This is a genomic window from Undibacterium sp. Ji83W, from assembly GCF_049340385.1.
Lineage (GTDB): Bacteria > Pseudomonadota > Gammaproteobacteria > Burkholderiales > Burkholderiaceae_D > Undibacterium.
In genome coordinates this window covers 46281-62353 of record NZ_JBMPOZ010000011.1, presented here as the reverse complement: position 1 = coordinate 62353, position 16073 = coordinate 46281, and the positions used below count along the sequence as shown (strand labels likewise).

The 16073-nt window shown below is 49.3% G+C and carries 21 protein-coding genes; 7 read left to right on the top strand and 14 right to left on the bottom strand.

Annotated elements, in window-relative coordinates; translation table 11 throughout:
- Positions 1-91: 91 nt before the first annotated feature.
- A complete protein-coding gene (locus ACO0LD_RS18360; RefSeq protein WP_423009715.1) occupies positions 92-643 on the bottom strand; it encodes a LysR substrate-binding domain-containing protein in 552 nt (183 codons plus the stop codon).
- The gene (locus ACO0LD_RS18355; RefSeq protein WP_423009393.1) at positions 640-984 is read right to left on the bottom strand and encodes a LysR family transcriptional regulator; all 345 of its coding nucleotides are present in this window, start codon (positions 982-984) and stop codon (positions 640-642) included. Before ACO0LD_RS18355 ends, ACO0LD_RS18360 begins: the two co-directional genes overlap by 4 nt.
- A gap of 101 nt (positions 985-1085) precedes the next feature.
- Here ACO0LD_RS18355 and ACO0LD_RS18350 point away from each other — a divergent pair, with 101 nt between their 5' ends.
- A complete protein-coding gene (locus tag ACO0LD_RS18350) occupies positions 1086-1721 on the top strand; it encodes an NADPH-dependent F420 reductase (RefSeq protein ID WP_423009391.1) in 636 nt (211 codons plus the stop codon).
- Between the two features lie 83 nt (positions 1722-1804).
- Positions 1805-2353, top strand: a complete 549-nt coding sequence (locus ACO0LD_RS18345; protein ID WP_423009389.1) for an ester cyclase — start codon at positions 1805-1807, stop codon at positions 2351-2353.
- A 49-nt stretch (positions 2354-2402) separates the two neighbouring features.
- On the opposite strand, the gene ACO0LD_RS18340 is transcribed toward ACO0LD_RS18345, so the two are convergent.
- Entirely contained in the window at positions 2403-2624 is a 222-nt protein-coding gene (locus ACO0LD_RS18340; protein WP_423009387.1) for a hypothetical protein, read from the bottom strand.
- 286 nt (positions 2625-2910) lie between these two features.
- Here ACO0LD_RS18340 and ACO0LD_RS18335 point away from each other — a divergent pair, with 286 nt between their 5' ends.
- From ACO0LD_RS18335 to ACO0LD_RS18325, 3 genes are all read left to right on the top strand, one after another.
- The gene (locus ACO0LD_RS18335) at positions 2911-4467 is read left to right on the top strand and encodes a tyrosinase family protein (protein WP_423009385.1); all 1557 of its coding nucleotides are present in this window, start codon (positions 2911-2913) and stop codon (positions 4465-4467) included.
- A 2-nt stretch (positions 4468-4469) separates the two neighbouring features.
- On the top strand, positions 4470-5207 hold the full coding sequence (locus tag ACO0LD_RS18330; protein WP_423009383.1) for a DUF2182 domain-containing protein: 738 nt from the start codon (positions 4470-4472) through the stop codon (positions 5205-5207).
- A 211-nt stretch (positions 5208-5418) separates the two neighbouring features.
- Complete coding sequence (locus tag ACO0LD_RS18325) at positions 5419-5634, top strand: VF530 family DNA-binding protein (protein ID WP_423009381.1); 216 nt, start codon at positions 5419-5421, stop codon at positions 5632-5634.
- Between the two features lie 527 nt (positions 5635-6161).
- Here the strand turns inward: ACO0LD_RS18325 and ACO0LD_RS18320 are convergent.
- From ACO0LD_RS18320 to ACO0LD_RS18275, 10 genes are all read right to left on the bottom strand, one after another.
- Positions 6162-6584: a hypothetical protein gene (locus ACO0LD_RS18320; protein ID WP_423009379.1), complete on the bottom strand. Its 423-nt coding sequence runs from the start codon at positions 6582-6584 to the stop codon at positions 6162-6164.
- Positions 6585-7063: 479 nt separating this feature from the next.
- Positions 7064-7498, bottom strand: coding sequence for a hypothetical protein (locus ACO0LD_RS18315; protein WP_423009377.1), 435 nt, complete (start codon positions 7496-7498; stop codon positions 7064-7066).
- A gap of 147 nt (positions 7499-7645) precedes the next feature.
- Complete coding sequence (locus ACO0LD_RS18310) at positions 7646-8029, bottom strand: immunity 22 family protein (RefSeq protein WP_423009375.1); 384 nt, start codon at positions 8027-8029, stop codon at positions 7646-7648.
- 103 nt (positions 8030-8132) lie between these two features.
- The gene (locus ACO0LD_RS18305; protein ID WP_423009373.1) at positions 8133-8372 is read right to left on the bottom strand and encodes a hypothetical protein; all 240 of its coding nucleotides are present in this window, start codon (positions 8370-8372) and stop codon (positions 8133-8135) included.
- A gap of 211 nt (positions 8373-8583) precedes the next feature.
- The gene (locus ACO0LD_RS18300; RefSeq protein WP_423009371.1) at positions 8584-9171 is read right to left on the bottom strand and encodes a hypothetical protein; all 588 of its coding nucleotides are present in this window, start codon (positions 9169-9171) and stop codon (positions 8584-8586) included.
- Positions 9172-9259: 88 nt separating this feature from the next.
- Positions 9260-9742: a hypothetical protein gene (locus tag ACO0LD_RS18295; protein WP_423009369.1), complete on the bottom strand. Its 483-nt coding sequence runs from the start codon at positions 9740-9742 to the stop codon at positions 9260-9262.
- Between the two features lie 11 nt (positions 9743-9753).
- Positions 9754-10326: an energy transducer TonB gene (locus ACO0LD_RS18290; protein WP_423009367.1), complete on the bottom strand. Its 573-nt coding sequence runs from the start codon at positions 10324-10326 to the stop codon at positions 9754-9756.
- A 53-nt stretch (positions 10327-10379) separates the two neighbouring features.
- Positions 10380-11144 (bottom strand): hypothetical protein, encoded by a 765-nt coding sequence (locus ACO0LD_RS18285; protein ID WP_423009365.1) that lies wholly within the window; start codon positions 11142-11144, stop codon positions 10380-10382.
- A gap of 76 nt (positions 11145-11220) precedes the next feature.
- Entirely contained in the window at positions 11221-12366 is a 1146-nt protein-coding gene (locus ACO0LD_RS18280) for an energy transducer TonB (protein WP_423009363.1), read from the bottom strand.
- A 10-nt stretch (positions 12367-12376) separates the two neighbouring features.
- Entirely contained in the window at positions 12377-12805 is a 429-nt protein-coding gene (locus ACO0LD_RS18275; protein WP_423009361.1) for a hypothetical protein, read from the bottom strand.
- A 423-nt stretch (positions 12806-13228) separates the two neighbouring features.
- Between ACO0LD_RS18275 and ACO0LD_RS18270 the strand changes: the two genes are divergently transcribed.
- Positions 13229-13645 carry a CC0125/CC1285 family lipoprotein gene (locus ACO0LD_RS18270; protein WP_423009359.1) on the top strand — a complete coding sequence of 139 codons (417 nt, stop codon included), beginning with the start codon at positions 13229-13231 and terminating at the stop codon, positions 13643-13645.
- Positions 13642-14067: a hypothetical protein gene (locus tag ACO0LD_RS18265; RefSeq protein ID WP_423009357.1), complete on the top strand. Its 426-nt coding sequence runs from the start codon at positions 13642-13644 to the stop codon at positions 14065-14067. The genes ACO0LD_RS18270 and ACO0LD_RS18265 overlap by 4 nt, the downstream gene beginning before the upstream one ends.
- 296 nt (positions 14068-14363) lie before the next feature.
- On the opposite strand, the gene ACO0LD_RS18260 is transcribed toward ACO0LD_RS18265, so the two are convergent.
- A complete protein-coding gene (locus tag ACO0LD_RS18260) occupies positions 14364-15992 on the bottom strand; it encodes a SulP family inorganic anion transporter (protein ID WP_423009355.1) in 1629 nt (542 codons plus the stop codon).
- Between the last annotated feature and the right edge of the window lie 81 nt (positions 15993-16073).

Here is a 16073-nt window from a genome sequence, read left to right as displayed (position 1 = left end):
CAATGACATACTCTGTCCATCGACGTACACTTGAGTCAATCACCCTGGATGTCATCGTTCGCCTTGGCATAGGCAGGCATTAATACAGGCATTAAATCAGTCGGGCCCCAAAAGTGCTCACTGCAAAATCCAGAAAACTTCTCAGCTTGGGAGTCATTCGCCGGTCCGGCGCATAGAGAATGTGCAAAGGTCTGGTTGGCACCTCATAATCCTGTAACACAGGTACCAGGCGACCTGAGTCCAGTTCGGCCTGCACCAGCTCTATCGGCTGCAGCATGATTCCAAGCCCGGAAATGGCGGCGGCTAGCAATGCTTCGCCACTGTCCACCATCAAGCGTCCTGATATGGGTACTGAAATACGACCATCCGCACTATCAAATAACCAGTGGGTCCGCAGAGTGGTATGTGAAAACATCAGGCACTCATGTTGCTGAAGATCCATTGGCGTTGTGAGCGGCGGGCCAGACGCGAGGTAAGAGGGGGCAGCACACATCATCAGGCGATAGGGTGCCAGTGATCTGGCCATCAAGCCGCTGTCTGATAATTCACCTATCCGAAAGATGGCATCATAACCTTCGTCAATGAGGTCAACCATGCGATTGGACAAGGTGAGTTCGACCGAAACATCAGGAAATTTTTTCAGGTATTCATGAAGTTTAGGTGCCAGAGCGTGAATGCCGAAAGTACTGGCGCATTGACCCGGATACGCCCACGCGGTACAGCGCGTGTTTCCGCCACAAGCGACTCTGCAGCCTCAACCTCGGCCAGGATAATTTTGGCGCGTTCATAAAAGAGCTTGCCTATTTCGGTCAGGCTATGGCGTCTGGTTGTGCGGTTCAGTAATCGTACCCCCAGGTTTTGTTCCAGCACCATGACGTTTTTCCCGACTAGCTGTGGCGAAATCTTCAGTTCATCGGCTGCAGCCGAAAAAGACCCCAGCTCTATGGCTTTGACGAAGATGTGCATGCTGGTGAGCCTGTCCATTACAAACACCTTGTTTTTAGTGATTAAATATTATAGATATTTATCACGAATTGTTTTCATTTTATAGTGAACTCCTCATAAATACTTTTGGAGAAATCAAAATGAAAATCGCTGTTATTGGTACTGGCAACATGGGAACTGCTCTTGCCAGCCTGTTTTCTGAGGTAAATCTTGACGTGGTCATTGGGCATCGCGAACCTGCCAACGCGGCGGCATTGGCTGCCAAGTTGGGTGCCCACGTGCAAGCTGGTGGCATTGAGGCAGCATGCAGGCTGGCTGATATCGTGTTTTTGGCCTTGCCTTTTGGGGCGGTGGCAGACGTGTTGCAAGCGGCAGGCGACCTGTCAGGAAAGGTGATCGTCGATATCACCAATCCCATCAGCGCTGATTTCAAAAACCTGTTGATTGGTCACACGACATCCGCTGCGGAAGAAATCCAGGCGCTGGCACCAACGGCCAAGGTCGTTAAAGCATTCAACACAATTTTTGCTCAATTGCTGCCTGTTGAAGCGCGCAAGCAAAATATCTTGCAGGTGTTTGTGGCGAGCGACGATGCCATCGCCAAAGACGCAGTATCACAACTGGTCAGTAAGGTCGGTTTCGAAGCAATTGATGCTGGGCCGCTGAGTAATAGCCGGTTTATCGAACCAATTGGAGAAATGAATATTCATTTCGGGTACTTCCTTGGCTGGGGTCCCACGGCAGCACCAACGTGGACCAGGCTTGGGCAGAGCTAACGCATTTCTCACACCACACGCTTAGCGATGTCGGTTACCACGGATGCTGCAAACTCCCAACTTTTTTCGACACGACTGGATTAATGATGATTACTTCCCGTATTAAATCTACAGTACTGATGGCTTTTACTGTGCCACTCATAGCAATGGCAGCAGAACCCGCCACGACAAAAAAATTATCTGCTCAGCAGGTAAAACTCAATGCGGACGTCATTGCAGAAACACAGGCAAATCGCCTGTTCATGCAAAGCTTTGTGGAATTTATTAATACCGCGGATGTGAAGCTGGCTTCTGAACTGGTTTCGCCCAAAGCAATATTTTATGTGCCGGGCCGTGCAGAACCTGTGAGTGGCCCTGCAGGTTATCTGGACATCATTCACATGATGCGCTCCGGTTTCCCCGATATTCAATGGACACTGGAGGAGACCGTTGCTGAAGGCGACAAAGTGGTAGCCCGCTTCACCATGCGTGGTACCCACCTGGGGGCTTTCTTCGGTGTACCAGCATCTGGCAAGAAGATCGCAGTACAAGCATTGAATATCTATCGCTTCGCAGGTGGTCAGATTATTGAAGAACGCGGCCAACCAGATTTGCTGGACTTAATGCGACAAATTGGTGCCATTCCAAAGTAACCGACAATCAGGCATTCACGCATTGTCTTTGAGCCAGATACAAACCCACTCAAGCTGGGCGTAAATATCCGGCATGAAATACGTGCAGCATGAAGGCATTAAAAAATTCCGATTGGATCAGCGATACGAGAAAACCGGCAACGCAGGCCTTAATTACCTGCGTTGTTACATTCTCCCACCTGCCCTGAATCAATCTGTACATAGGCAGCAAGACGCCAGCAGAAATTGCCCTGTCCATCATGGCTGAAATTGTCGCGCTGAAGAATGGCATACCGCAGCCAGCAAGCACACCTGTCGTGCCTGGCAAGGCGATGTGCACACATCCTCTTGTGCCATCTGACACTGATGAGTTGCATTCTCACTTGAATTTCCCTGATTTTCCCCTCCTCCTGCCTTGATTTTGCCTGGCCTGTATCCCGCTTTCGCGACGTCCCAAAAACCAAATCCATGCCCAGCGGCAATCTCATGCCAAAAACAAACAATTGACAATAAGTGAATAATATTGCAAGATTTTATAGCAATATTTTTTGCATGCCCGATCATCTCAAGGAGGATGTATGACATTTGAACGCAAGGACGTATCAAAACTAGGTTCTGACTGGAACGATACGCTCATCTGGTATGCAAAGGCGGTGGGAAAACTGAAGGAAAGGCCGCTGGCATCGCGCACCAGCTGGCGGTTTCTGGCGGCCATGCATGGCTTTAATGAAGTACTCTGGGCAGCTCATGGGTATTATCGTAATGGCGAGGCCCTGCCCTCAGACAGCGACAAGGCCAGGTTCTGGGACCAGTGCCAGCATCAGAGCTGGTATTTTTTGCCCTGGCACCGTGGTTACCTGGCATCGTTTGAAGCCATCGTGCGCAGTGTCGTCGTTGAGCTCGGTGGCCCAGCTAACTGGGCGCTGCCTTACTGGAATTATTTCGATCCTGATTCGCGTTCTGTGCCACCGGCTTTCTTGCAAAAGACCATGCCGGACGGCTCACCCAATCCCCTGTTTGTCGAAGCCCGGTATGGTGACGGCCAGGGCAACTTCATCGTCCTGCCTGGCGACGTCTCGCTGAATGCCTTGAAAGACCATGCCTTCATCGGTGGTAACACCGGTGGCAATACCGGTTTTGGCGGGCCAGACACCAAATTCAATCATGGCAAGGGCGTTAACGGCCATCTCGAATCTGACCCGCACAATACCGTGCATGGCCTGGTGGGCGGCCTGGAAGATGAAGATCATCCAGATGACAGAACTACCTATGGCCTGATGTCCATCCCCGCCACCGCCGCGCTTGACCCTATCTTCTGGCTGCACCATGCGAATATAGACCGCCTGTGGGAAGTCTGGCGCAACCGCGACCCGCAAAATCTTGATCCCACCGATCCCAGTTGGCTCACCGGCCCGGCCGACCGCAAATTCATCGTGCCTGATGCTATCGGCGAAGGTATCAGCTTCACTGCATCGCAGATGCTCGATACCAAGGCAGCACCACTGAATTACACCTACCAGGACATCAGCGACCCGCTGGCAGGCAGCACCCGTAAAAAAATCCGGCTGACAGGCTTGCGTCTGCTCAGCGATGCGCCTATGGTGAACTTTCTGGATATCAAATCTGCAGGAGGCCAAGTGGCGACAGAATTATTGGGTGCAAACAACAATGCCATCAAACTGTCCGGTGGCGTTTCACAAACCAGGGTGACTCTGGATAAAAGCAGCTCTGACAAGGTCAATGACAGCTTCGAGAGCGTCAAACTTTTCAGCGCCACGCCCAAAGAACCAGACCGCGTTTTTTTGAACCTGGAGAACATACGCGGCAAGAATGATGCTGCCATCTTCTATGTCTATGTCAATGTACCCAACGGTGAAAACCCGCAAGACCATCCGGAGAACAAGGTCGGCGTCTTGTCACTGTTTGGCGTATCCGACGCCAGCAAGACAGACAGCGCACATGGTGGTGCAGGCATTACCCAGGTGTTTGAGATCACCAGCCTGGTAGATAACCTGCAACTCGACCAGACACAACTCAGCGATGCCCTGCAAGTGCAATTCGTGCCGCGTAATACCGTCAAGCCTGAACACAACATCACGGTAGAACGCGTCAGCGTATTCAGAGAAAGCCTGTAATCGTGTTGCGGCCAGTTTTACGCGCTGCCCTGCTGAGCTGCCCCCGCCCCCTGCTGTTGATCAGCGTGGCGGGCTGGCTGGGCTTGGTTGCGCTGCAATTTGGCCTGCGCGTGCCAGACTATTGCGGCAGCCTCGCCAACATAGACCTGGCATACTTGGGCGATCGCCTGGTCTTTGTCTGGCACACCAATTCAACTGGCAACATGATGGCCAACTGGCTATTGATGTTACTGGCCATGATGTCACCCTTGCTTGCACAAGAAGTGACTTACCTGTGGCAGCGCAGCCTGGCACGCCGCCGCCTGCGCGCATTGCTCTTGTTTGTCGCCGCCTACCTGCTCGTGTGGAGCCTGGCAGGTGCATTCATCATGCTGGCCTCGTTAGTGCTGCGTCTGGCCACAGGCGACTTGCGCTGGTGCTTTGCCATGTTGCTGGCGCTGGCCCTGCTATGGCAAATCAGCCCGGCTAAACAATATTGCCTGAACCGCTGCCACAGCCGCCCCCGCCTCGCCGCCTTTGGCTGGCAAGCCGACCGCGACAGCCTGCGCTATGGCCTGCAAGCCGCCCTCTGGTGTGGCGGCACCTGCTGGGCCTGGATGCTGGCCGCCACCGCCGCTGGCCCTTTCCACTTCCCCTTCATGCTGCTGTGTTCCGCCTGGCTATTGATAGACCGCCAAGCCCCGGGCCGCATCCCGGCGTGGCAGTTGCCATATAGCCTGCGTTGGTATCGCCTGGCTTAGAGGCTGGCGTAGAGGCTGCGGCAAAAAATAAGCCAAGCGCTTGCCAACTGCCATGAGGATTGACCCAGCGCATTGATAGGGTCCTTAATTCGTTTCTTGATTCGTTTCTTATTTCGTTTCTTATTTCGCGTCTCAATTGACTTCTCAATCAGATTTGTTCCCAGCCTGATATCATCCGGTATCACCGAGAAACAAACATGAGCACACAAGCATGAGTACGCCCACATCCCGCAGCCTGAATGGCATCACCCTGGAAGCAATCCTGGAACAACTCGTGGCCTATTATGGCTGGGAGCAAATGGGCAAATTGATAGACATCAACTGCTTCACCACCGACCCCAGCATCAAATCCAGCCTGAAGTTCTTGCGCAAGACACCATGGGCACGGGCCAAGGTGGAGGAATTGTATTTGGGGATGCCGGGGTGAAGACAAACGTGGCCGTACCTGTAGGGCGCATTGCAATGCGCTGGATGTAGCTTGAAAAACGACTAAAGTACATGTGTTTCATACATATCTACTTGATAGAGAAGTACGCCATTCCATTCTTGGAAGAAAAGACCAAAGTAAATAATTTTTTTTGCAGTAGTTTCGATTTGATCTGAAAAAGTTAATCGTTTCTACGCTCCTTATTGCCATAAACCCTATTGAACTCATTAACGTCCATTCCGTCTTTCAAAACGTTATAAACATAGGCACTCGCTTTTAAGGCAATATTTGGTGTCAGGATATACTCTACGTATGCTATTGCGTGAATGCATGACAGGTTACAGAGCATCCTCATTTCTTCATGATTGCGTGTAGAGAAGGATAAAAATGAATCGACGCTTGCTTGCTCTTCTTCAGTTAAGCCTCGTTCCAATTTCCGGTCTACAATCTTTTTGAGTATGTTATATGTCGGTAGCATAATTAAAAAAAGATACAATTATCAAATTCATATATTTCTACCTTTAGCCCTAATATGTAAGAACATACTTGCTTGAGGGATCTATTCTTCTTTTGCTGACGACCTGTCTTTTTAAGCTGAAAGGGTTGGCTATTCCTTGCATTGTTCCGTCTTCCATATTGAATAAGATTCTCGTTTGGCACTCGCTACCTGCCAAAAGTGTAGGTAACGATAACCTGCGCCTGGTTTCAAGTATTTCTCCACTGGCTACATCCATAATTTTATGTCGGCCGCCTTTAAGTTCTGCACAAGAAATACCATTTTCGGATAGCACTCGTTCTGCATCCCTAATGCTTTTGAAAAAAGACTCGTCAAATGTTGTCATATCAAAATACCAGCCATCTTCTTGAATTCCGTCAGGAGAAACAGAGCAGGTAATAGCATCAAGAACATTACCATCAAAGTACAAGGTCCATGTTCCGTATCCCCACATGTCCGCATCCAAATAATTTGGAATTCCCCCCCTGTTCTGAGTGTACCCAGCCAAGTGGGATACCAAACAACTCTGATACTTATTCTTTGGTATTGCCAGGTGAAACACCAGCGAGTTCTCCGGTTTGAATCCAGGAGAATATATCTACTTCAGGTTTCGAGGTTTCGAGATTCATATAGATAGAGGGATACGTTGCATTGATGCATTACTAAACTCTGGGAAGGAATATTTATCGCATGTTGCTCTTTCTCTCCCCTCTTGACGTAGCACCCTACCTGCAAGAGCTCAATACATTGTAGAGTGTTAAAAAAGACGTGGCTGTTTTAACATTCTTGAATTTCGAAATCATGCGTGCGAATACGCGGGGCTATTCGCACCTACGCGGGCTGTGGTCGCCGTTTGCCCATTTCAATGCGATAGACTTGACCCGATCGCTTTGCTGAAGCTAATAGAAATCGATTCAGCCCCAAAATCGAAGTTCAAGTCAACACTCTTTTAGTTTCTCTCCTATACAGCTTCTTGCTGTAGACAGCAACAAAACCCACAATCACACCAACGGCCAGCCAAATCCAGGGGGATTCCAGCTCATTACTTGAATACAAGACATATTCAAGATTGTCCTTCTGAAACATGACAGGAATTTGCTCTCCATTTATCAATCTTTCTGCCATCGCTTTGCTCAGAGGCTTTTTTGGCACCAGGGTTTCGCCGCTTTTTTCAAGGTATTTCACTGAGGCATAGACGCCACTGATAGGATGGTCACTCAGTTTTTTTGAGGGGTCCTGTATGACCATCATTGCCGGATGTCCAAAAAAATACCATTTCGCCTGAGTGCAAAGATTGATAGTTCCTATAATCAGCATGCATGCCGACATCATATAAAGCCCGACCACGAACGTAAATCCACGAAGCATCAATTTTCTCTTTGTATTAATTGGTCAAAAGCCCAGGGCGAGTAATAGTAGTCCAGCAGTTTACATCCGTCAAATCCGAGAGCTGCGAAACACTTCAAGTCCATACACGCGCAAATAGCAGCCCATGTTATTTGCAGACCGCTAGTCCTATACGCACTCAAAGCAACCAAGGTATTTCAAGAAATAGTCGCTTGCGCTGACAGTCCTGGGCGCATGGAACTGGTCTGCGTTGGCGATAACGAATACATTGATTTTATCGATACCCTCATCGCCGCATAATTTGACGACGGCATCCAGATATGATGCGCTGTAAGAATGACCGTCGATGAATTGCCGTGGCGATTGTGCGTCTTTCCAATCCAGATAGCTTATTTCAGTGAAGTCATAGTCAAAACTGAGCTCTCCCTGCTCCATGGCGAAGCTGTTCATGGGGTCTACACCCACCTCGCGCTCACGGTTTTCTACAAAATAATTTGCGGGCGCGGCATCACTAAATTGCCCTACCCAGATGTGTGATTGATGAACGTGCATTTACTGGCTCCAGTATGGCAGGAACGATATTTTCCCAGATAGATGGTTGTGCAGATTATTTCCCAGCAACTATGCACGACCGAAATTGAAGACTTAAGCCCCGTCAATCGCCATTACGCAAGTCATTGCCGTACAGCCTATTGAATTCATGAACGTCCATACCATTCTTCAATACATTATAAACATAGGCACTAGCGCTCGATTGAAGATCCGGAGCAAGGATATACCCAACGTATGCTATTGCATGAAGAGCTGACTGATTAAAGAGCACTCTCATTTCTTCATGATTGCGCTGGGAGAAGGATAAAAATGAATCGACGCTTGCTCTTTCTTCTTCAGCCAAGCCTCGTTCCAAATTTCGGTCTACTACTCTTTTGTATACGATGTATAGGGGATGCATAACAGGCAAAAAAAATGAGATGGCTCTCACATTAGCACGACTCAAAATCATGAGCCAGCAGTAGAGGACCTCATAGTGAGTGTGACGAACAATTGACTCAATCTCACAATGCAGCCACGATGCTCACTAAGCATGGGGACTTTTACCAGCATGACTAACTGGTCGACATTGCAATAAACTCTGCCCCTACTGGCCCAGAATGCTGAAGTACTAGCAATTCGCCCTCCCGGTTTTTCAGGCAGTTATATACAGTGTTGAAATTGCCGTTCTCCCAGAGAGTGTCAGCGCATTCCGAGCCACAATAGCTGCTGTCCGGAATAAAGCAGGCACGGCTTGAAGACAGCGCGCTGGCAAACAGGCTGATGCTTGCGATCATCAGTTGCCTGCATTGATCATCATTGCAAAATTTTTTCCAGCGGGTGCTGTCGCTAAAGATGACTGCATCCTGACACAGCTCTGCGCGCCAGCCGTAGGGACCATTCAAGCAAAAATACGCTTGCGGCATGTCGTCACCGACAAAGTTTTTCTTTGGGATGAATTCTGGCATTGTCCAGTTGGCGATATAAACCTCTCTGAATTTCTCCAGATTCAAGGCCTTGAAACCGGCGTTAACGGGCACTTCATAGTGATCATGCCACAGTTCACACATGTCTTCGTAGCTCGACTGCAAGGCGGCCAATACCGAAGCATGGGATGGCTCTTTCAGGCCTATATCAACGACTACTTGCAGATCAACTCCCATAGCCTTGCTCCATGCGATATTTGTTTGTGTTACCAGCTTGTACGGAGCGCTATAACGCACCCTGCCTGTGAGGCATTTTCCATCGCCATCACATATACAAGGTCTTGTGATGCAAATAATTGCGATAGACGATCTTGAATGCCTCGATATCGCGCTTGTCTGCCTGCACGAGCAAATCGCGTACTTCGCATTCGTTGTCTTCGATTTTATAAACCCAGAAATCGAGTTTTATTTCTGGATGATCTTGCGAAACGATGGAGACACCCTTGCCGCCACCAAGAAAATTGGAGAACAGATAGACCAGGAATTTACCCTTGAGGATTTTCTTGTCTATCTTTAATTCATCGAGAACGCTGGCGGCTCTTTCTTCTGCGGGCGAGATATCCTGGCGGTGGTCTGCGTAGGTATTGAGAAACTGGCGCAAATGTTTGACCTCTGCGGTTTTATAGGTCTGGCCATATTTGGCTAGCTGCTCTTGATTGAGTACGAGTTCTTTGGGTGCTTCTGTTTGTGCGTGGCTGGCGAGGGGGAGCAGGAACAGGGGTAAGAGGAGCAGCTTTTTGATCTTCATGTTTTTCTGGTTTATTTTGATGCGGTACTTTTGTTATCAGTGGGAGCTTCTGTTTCTCTCTTGTTAAAATTAAAATGGAAGATAAGCACACGTATTTCAGCTTGCTTGTTGCTTGTCCTAGCCTTCGAAAACCGGGAAAAAGGGGCACTATGCCGGGCAATACTCAGGGCTGCGTCGTCGAGATTCTTATTGCCAGAAGACCTTTCAATTTGTATCCCACTGCCTTGTTCATCGATGTTGCCACTTTCCGTGATGGCAACGGACACATAAGCTTCACCATATAATTTCTTGCCATCTTTTGATGGAAAATGATCTGTGCCATAGTCTTCTATTTTTTTCGAGACCATTTTGTAATAAAGGGCATGCTCCCGGTTTTTTGTCGAGTGCGTAATATAGGTTCGATTGTTTTTGCCAGCAACAGAGATATTTTTTTGGCCGTTCTGCTCGTCTATCATCCGGGAAATTTCTGCAACCTTTGCTGCTAATTGCTCATCTGGACTTTTTAATTTCTCAGCGTCGGCACAAGCAGCGCTGCAAAATAAGAACAAACTCAGGGATAACAGGTATTGCGCAAGATGCTTCATTGAGATTTTTAGTATTTTTAAATTGGTATGTGGCGACAGGTAGCGCTGCTATTTTACTTAACTGAAACCGTAGCATCAGATTTATCTCCTTTTTCTCGATAGGCAGTCCCCATCCAGCCTATTGTCAGAAACCAGAACCCGACCGAACCTACATACGAAAAATACCAAGATAAGAACAGGGCAATAACCAGCATGGCCGATGCCGCGGCACAATTGGCATTGACGGCGCGGTTAGAGGGGAAGCAAAAGTACAGGGCCCAGCCTGTCATGATGACGAGGAAAGGGCCTGAGATGGCGAGGTCCAGCAGCCCACGCACATTGCTGATAAAAAGCTCAGGCGCGCCCAAGCTCACCCATAGCCAGGGCGTACCAAGAAAAGTGATAGCCGCCACGGAATAAATCAGGCCCCAGTTTCTACCGGAGCTCACTTTTACCCCAGGCTCATCCCCGGCACTGCCAGACTGTTTAAACGTACCGCCTCTTAAAGTCTGCAAGAGCAATAAGCCGGCAAAGATGATGAGAAAGCCAGGTGTCTGTTTAAACATGGCAAAAGTATTGAGCAAAAAACCTATGGTCAAGAATGAAGCCCCGGCACCGATGATGACTTTTTCTGTCCTGTATTTTGGTATGCTGAGAAAAACGGTCCAGCCAAGTATGGTCAACAGATAGATAGAAGAATGCAAGAAATTCTGCAGCCCACGAAAGCCATGCATAAAATAATCAGTCTGAAAAAAATAGTACCAGACAGGTGGTAGCCAGACCAGCAGTGTCAACAACCAGGCAATGAGGAGGACTTGTTTGTGCTTTGATATCTGCATCAGGGTATCTTATTTTCCAGCGCCACATTGTGGAGCAAGTGAGGTTGAAAATTCATGCTTTATTTTGACACAAGCGCTACACGCAGCTTGCTAGCTGAGCTTCTTGCGGCAGCAGTTTATCTTCAAATCCCAGTCTATAAAATATCACGCGCACCTCAGTTGCACGGCCAGTGGATTTGCTTTTGGAAAAACCGGGAAAAGGGCCACTACGGCGGGCAATGCTGAGGGCAGCAAGGTCGAGCTCATGGTTACCAGAAGATGTTTCAAGTTTGATGCCCTCTCCTTTTACATAGATAGCACCATCTTCCTTAATGGGAATCGAGACGTAGGCTTGACCCTGGAGTTTTTTGTCTTGCCCGGACGGGAAGTTACTGGCCACATAGCTGTCGATTTTCTGGCTCACAGCCTGGTAGTAACTGGCCAGCTCGCTATCAATGGTCGTGGGGGGGACATAGATTTTTTTGACTTTGCGGGCGAAGAAGGCGGTTCTTAATTTATTGTCTTTTTGAATCGACTCAGCATTCATCAATACCTGCCAGACTGGCAGAAATAGCAAACCCGCATAAAAAAACTCTGGATCAGCTTGAAAAAACACGGCAATCGCAAGCAAGGAAGCTGCCGCGCCAGAACTGGTGTTGAATGTTCGTTTTGCAGGGAAGGACAACAACACTGCCCAGTAGCCCATGATGCCTAGCAAAGGCGCGGCCACAACGATATCTTGCAGGCCACGCATGCTGTGATGAAAAAAATCTTGCCCGCTCAAGAATTTCCAAAGCCAGGGCGTGGCGAGAAAGATGACACTTACCCATGCAGGCAAAGTGCTGTATCTCATTTGCAAAGGAGCTTTGCTGGTGGCTTGCTCAGATACAAACGCTTTACCATTTACCAGGCCAAACAAGAGCGCAAACCCGGCAAGCAGAAGTAAAAAGCTACCCTCCGGTGACAGGCCAGCATAAGTTTGCAGCAGCAAGCCCAGGGTCAGAAATGAACAGGCAGCACCGAAGATGTTTTTCTCAGTCCTGAACTTTGGTATCGATAAGATGACAGACCAGGCGAGGACGAGCAGCAGATAATATGCACTACTCCATGAATCCCGCAAACCATAGGCACTGGAAAAAAAGTAAGTTGTCCCGAAAAAATAATGCCTGGTAAGTGGCAACCAGACGAGCAGTGTCAATGCCCAGACTATAAAAAGGGCTTGTTTTTGTTTTGGGGTCATCATCGCAAGATTCTTATTTTCCATCATCAAGTTCAGGCTCTTCCCTCACCATACTTAACATGCTCATCCCTGAAAACAGGACGACGAAGCCGCCAGTATGATGAAAAATTTCATAATAAATGAGCACAAATCCCAGGCTCATGAAAGAACTACCTGCACCGATGATGATTTTCCGTGTCCTGGTTTTGGGTACTGAGAGAAGAATAGCCCAGCAAAATATGATCAACAGGAAAGGAGCAGACACTTTGAAATTTTGCAGCCCGCGAAAATTCCCCAGGAAGTAATCTGTCTGAAAGAAATAAAACCAGATCGGTGGCAGCCAGACGAATATGGTCAAGCCCCAGGCGATGAGGAGAATTGATCTGGTTTTGTTTAACAGCACAGGCTTCCTTATTTGGCGATGCTGACGATCATGCATGCTTGCCATATTACCATTATTCATATTGATCTTACAGCCAGCCTGATCACATTCACATCGTGGCAAATACCTGCTTTGTCAGCGACTGGCTGCTACGGCTAGTCTGTTCGCGGCTAAAGCCGCTCCTGCAGGCAGCAAGTGCATGGCATGCTGGATAATTATCGGCTCGCTACTGGCGGCAGGATGGAAATTTTACAGCAGCTGCGCGGCATCCTTTGTTACAATGGTGGGCTTTTTTTTATTGAGGATAGCTCATGAGCAGCAGGCGCTTCACGTTTGCCTTGCTTCGCATGCAGCGATCAGGCCATCTCCATTTGATGAAAACTGCCACCAACAAATCTGGCCGGGCGAAGTTTATGACGGCACTGAAGTGTTGTGCAAGCCCTACTCATATCTCATTTTTCAGCAGGTGTACATTTGCAAAATAAATTCTTTGGACCGATCGCGATGTCAATCTTGATATCGGCCACATTAAGTGGCTGTGCCACGCCCTATGGGGATGCAAGAAATCCCATTACCGGATGGACCGGTGGCTATTACGAAAGCAAAGGTCCAGGGGAATTGATCAAGGTGATTTTTGCTGGCAACAGTATCATTAAAACCGACACCGTCAGCGTCTATCTCTTGTACCGCTGTGCTGAAATTGCCCAGCGTGAAGGCAAGCCTTATTTTGCGTTCTACCAAAATCTGCCTGATGCCGTGCTGGATAAAAAAAGCACCAGTAAATCAGCCTCGACCGTAGGCAGGAAGCCAACGGATTATGCCTACATCCTATTGTCAAAAGAGGACAAGCCAGGCTATTTGTCAGCCAGTGCAGTGATCAGCAGTCTTGAGATACATGTCAAACCGGAGGGTGGGAAATGAAAACTACAGCGATCATCCTGCTAGGCCTGGTGACGGCAATTTCTGGCTGTTCTACAAATTATGCGATGAAAGAAGGCGCACCAACGGCCCGCCTGAATTTATCAACATCGCAATTCAAGACGGTCTGCGCCGAAGGCAAGCTGTTCAACCTGAGAGCGGATGCCAATAATATTGCCCTGGTCGAAGCGGGCAAGCGTATTACTGTGCGTGGTGGCTTTTATAACTATGTGTATGGCGGCGTATCAACTTCGTGCACGGCTAGCTCCAGTTTCGTCCCGCAAGAAAACCGCGAATATTTTCTGGATTTTCAGGTTGAGTCTGAACACTGCTCGTCCATTATTTATCAAGTGACGAACAAAGGGCCTACAGGCCTGGCGTGGGAGCCAAGTTTGCAGCCATCGAGAGAGTGTCGCGCGAAATAAGTGGCGACTGCGTGACAAGAAAGAGCATATCTGCAGTGATCAAGTGCAGGTAGCAATTGCCGTGACGTAGGGCGGATTGTAATCCGCCGCATGAGAATACTAATTTCTGCAAGCCTTGATATTTACCGTGCTCTGAATTGACGCTTTGTAGGTATGCCCGGGCTTGCTACCCTCTGAGGGGAAATCATTTTGCCGCGAGTGAGGCTCACATGCGGCGCATTGCAATGCGCCCTACGTCACGGCTACGTTTACTTGCGTCTGCCTGCGCCTGCTTGCGTCTGTTTTTCCGGCGCGCCTCAATCCTTCCCCACATACAACTCACGCGCCATGGTGACAACATCATCGACGCTGAGCTCACTGAAATTACCGATGTGCAGATGGGGGATGGCCGCCCTTTCCAGCACGGCACGGGCGCCAGATTTAAGGCGGGCGAACATCAGGTGTTTTTTCTGCAGATACAAGGCCGCGCAAAAGTCAGCAATGGCTTCTATGCTGGAGCTGTCGAGGTCTGGGGATTCTTCGAGACTGATGACGACTACTTTGGCATCGCTGGTGGCGACATAGTGTTTGGCTTGCGTCAGGGCGCGTTCGGCGTTGGCGAAAAACAAGCCTGTCTCTGGCCGCAAGATCAACACGCCGGGGATGACCTTGGCTTCAGGATAATTGACCAGGCTGACAAAATCATGACCGTTATTCAAACGACCCAGCACAGAAATACTTGATTCTGCCAGCCTGCGCAATAACATCAGCAAGCTGATACCGATGGCGACCAGCAAGCCATCCAGCACACCTAGCATGAGCACAGCGATCACAGCAGCGATCGCCACGAACCTGTCCCTGTGCAGGCTGAAATAAGGGTAAAACATGGATGGCCGTAGCGAATGGCTAACCGCATGGATGACGATGGCTGCCAGCACGGGTGAAGGCGTCAACGCTATCATGGGCAATAAACTCAGCATGATAATCAACAAGGCCGCTGCTGCAGACCAGCCCGCGACCTTGCTGCGTGCACCATTACTCTCATTGGCTGCCGTGGCAGAAAACCCCGCCCCCACCGGCAAACCCTGGAACAAGCCGGACAGCAAATTGGCCGCCCCCAGCGCCAGCAAGTCACGGTTGGGTGCCACGATATCGCCATGGCGTATCGCAAAATTGCGGATGGAGCTATACGACTCGGCATACAGTATCATCAGCATGGCAATACTCAATTCACCTATGCGCAGCCACTGCACATAGCTCATGTCGGGCAGGCTGGGCACTTGCAGTTGCAAGCTTATCTGCCCTACCAGCTCTACCCCGTTTTGCGCCAGACCCAGCCATTGTCCGGCCAGTATGCCAAGTACAATCACCAGCAGACCGGCTGGCATATAGGGTATGCGCGCCAAAGCAAACAAGAGCAGCAATGCCACCACGCCCACCGCCAGCGACAGCCAGTTCCAGCTTTGTACCTGGCTCAGTAAAGTATAGATAAAGCGTGGCATGTCGGTGTAATGCACATGTGCCCCCACGACGTGGGCAAACTGCTTGATGATGATGACGGCGGACAAACCAAAGGCAAAACCACGCAGCACTGGCCGCGCAATAAAATCAGAAATGCTGCCCAGCTTGGCCACCCCAGCGAGTATAAAAAACACGCCCGTCAAGATGACCAGCCCCATTGCCACCAGCATGCGCAAACCTGCGTCGCCATTTGACATGGAAGCCGATGCAGATGCCAGCACTGCCGCGGATGAAGACGTGGCCGCCACAATGGCAAAACGGCTGCTGCCTATCAAGCCATAACAAATCAAACCGGCAAACACGGCGACTATGCCTGCCTGTGGCGGCAAATTGGCGATGCTGGAATAGGCCACGGCTTCTGGCAGCAGAAGGCCAGCCAGCGACAAACCGGCGATGATGTCAGACCAGGCCCAGGTTTTGTTCATGTGGATTTTTTTGGTGAATGCGCTTGGGTGAATGCGTTTTTTGAAAGCACATATTGGATAAATGATTTATCTTTTAATTCA

Excerpts from the sequence above, each read along its gene's own strand:
- ACO0LD_RS18355 (WP_423009393.1), bottom strand. The coding sequence starts at position 984 with ATGGACAGGCTCACCAGCATGCACATCTTCGTCAAAGCCATAGAGCTG.
- ACO0LD_RS18350 (WP_423009391.1), top strand. The coding sequence starts at position 1,086 with ATGAAAATCGCTGTTATTGGTACTGGCAACATGGGAACTGCTCTTGCC.
- ACO0LD_RS18345 (WP_423009389.1), top strand. The coding sequence starts at position 1,805 with ATGATGATTACTTCCCGTATTAAATCTACAGTACTGATGGCTTTTACT.
- ACO0LD_RS18340 (WP_423009387.1), bottom strand. The coding sequence starts at position 2,624 with ATGCCATTCTTCAGCGCGACAATTTCAGCCATGATGGACAGGGCAATT.
- ACO0LD_RS18335 (WP_423009385.1), top strand. The coding sequence starts at position 2,911 with ATGACATTTGAACGCAAGGACGTATCAAAACTAGGTTCTGACTGGAAC.
- ACO0LD_RS18325 (WP_423009381.1), top strand. The coding sequence starts at position 5,419 with ATGAGTACGCCCACATCCCGCAGCCTGAATGGCATCACCCTGGAAGCA.
- ACO0LD_RS18320 (WP_423009379.1), bottom strand. The coding sequence starts at position 6,584 with ATGTGGGGATACGGAACATGGACCTTGTACTTTGATGGTAATGTTCTT.
- ACO0LD_RS18315 (WP_423009377.1), bottom strand. The coding sequence starts at position 7,498 with ATGCTTCGTGGATTTACGTTCGTGGTCGGGCTTTATATGATGTCGGCA.
- ACO0LD_RS18310 (WP_423009375.1), bottom strand. The coding sequence starts at position 8,029 with ATGCACGTTCATCAATCACACATCTGGGTAGGGCAATTTAGTGATGCC.
- ACO0LD_RS18300 (WP_423009371.1), bottom strand. The coding sequence starts at position 9,171 with ATGGGAGTTGATCTGCAAGTAGTCGTTGATATAGGCCTGAAAGAGCCA.
- ACO0LD_RS18295 (WP_423009369.1), bottom strand. The coding sequence starts at position 9,742 with ATGAAGATCAAAAAGCTGCTCCTCTTACCCCTGTTCCTGCTCCCCCTC.
- ACO0LD_RS18290 (WP_423009367.1), bottom strand. The coding sequence starts at position 10,326 with ATGAAGCATCTTGCGCAATACCTGTTATCCCTGAGTTTGTTCTTATTT.
- ACO0LD_RS18285 (WP_423009365.1), bottom strand. The coding sequence starts at position 11,144 with ATGCAGATATCAAAGCACAAACAAGTCCTCCTCATTGCCTGGTTGTTG.
- ACO0LD_RS18280 (WP_423009363.1), bottom strand. The coding sequence starts at position 12,366 with ATGATGACCCCAAAACAAAAACAAGCCCTTTTTATAGTCTGGGCATTG.
- ACO0LD_RS18275 (WP_423009361.1), bottom strand. The coding sequence starts at position 12,805 with ATGAATAATGGTAATATGGCAAGCATGCATGATCGTCAGCATCGCCAA.
- ACO0LD_RS18270 (WP_423009359.1), top strand. The coding sequence starts at position 13,229 with ATGTCAATCTTGATATCGGCCACATTAAGTGGCTGTGCCACGCCCTAT.
- ACO0LD_RS18265 (WP_423009357.1), top strand. The coding sequence starts at position 13,642 with ATGAAAACTACAGCGATCATCCTGCTAGGCCTGGTGACGGCAATTTCT.
- ACO0LD_RS18260 (WP_423009355.1), bottom strand. The coding sequence starts at position 15,992 with ATGAACAAAACCTGGGCCTGGTCTGACATCATCGCCGGTTTGTCGCTG.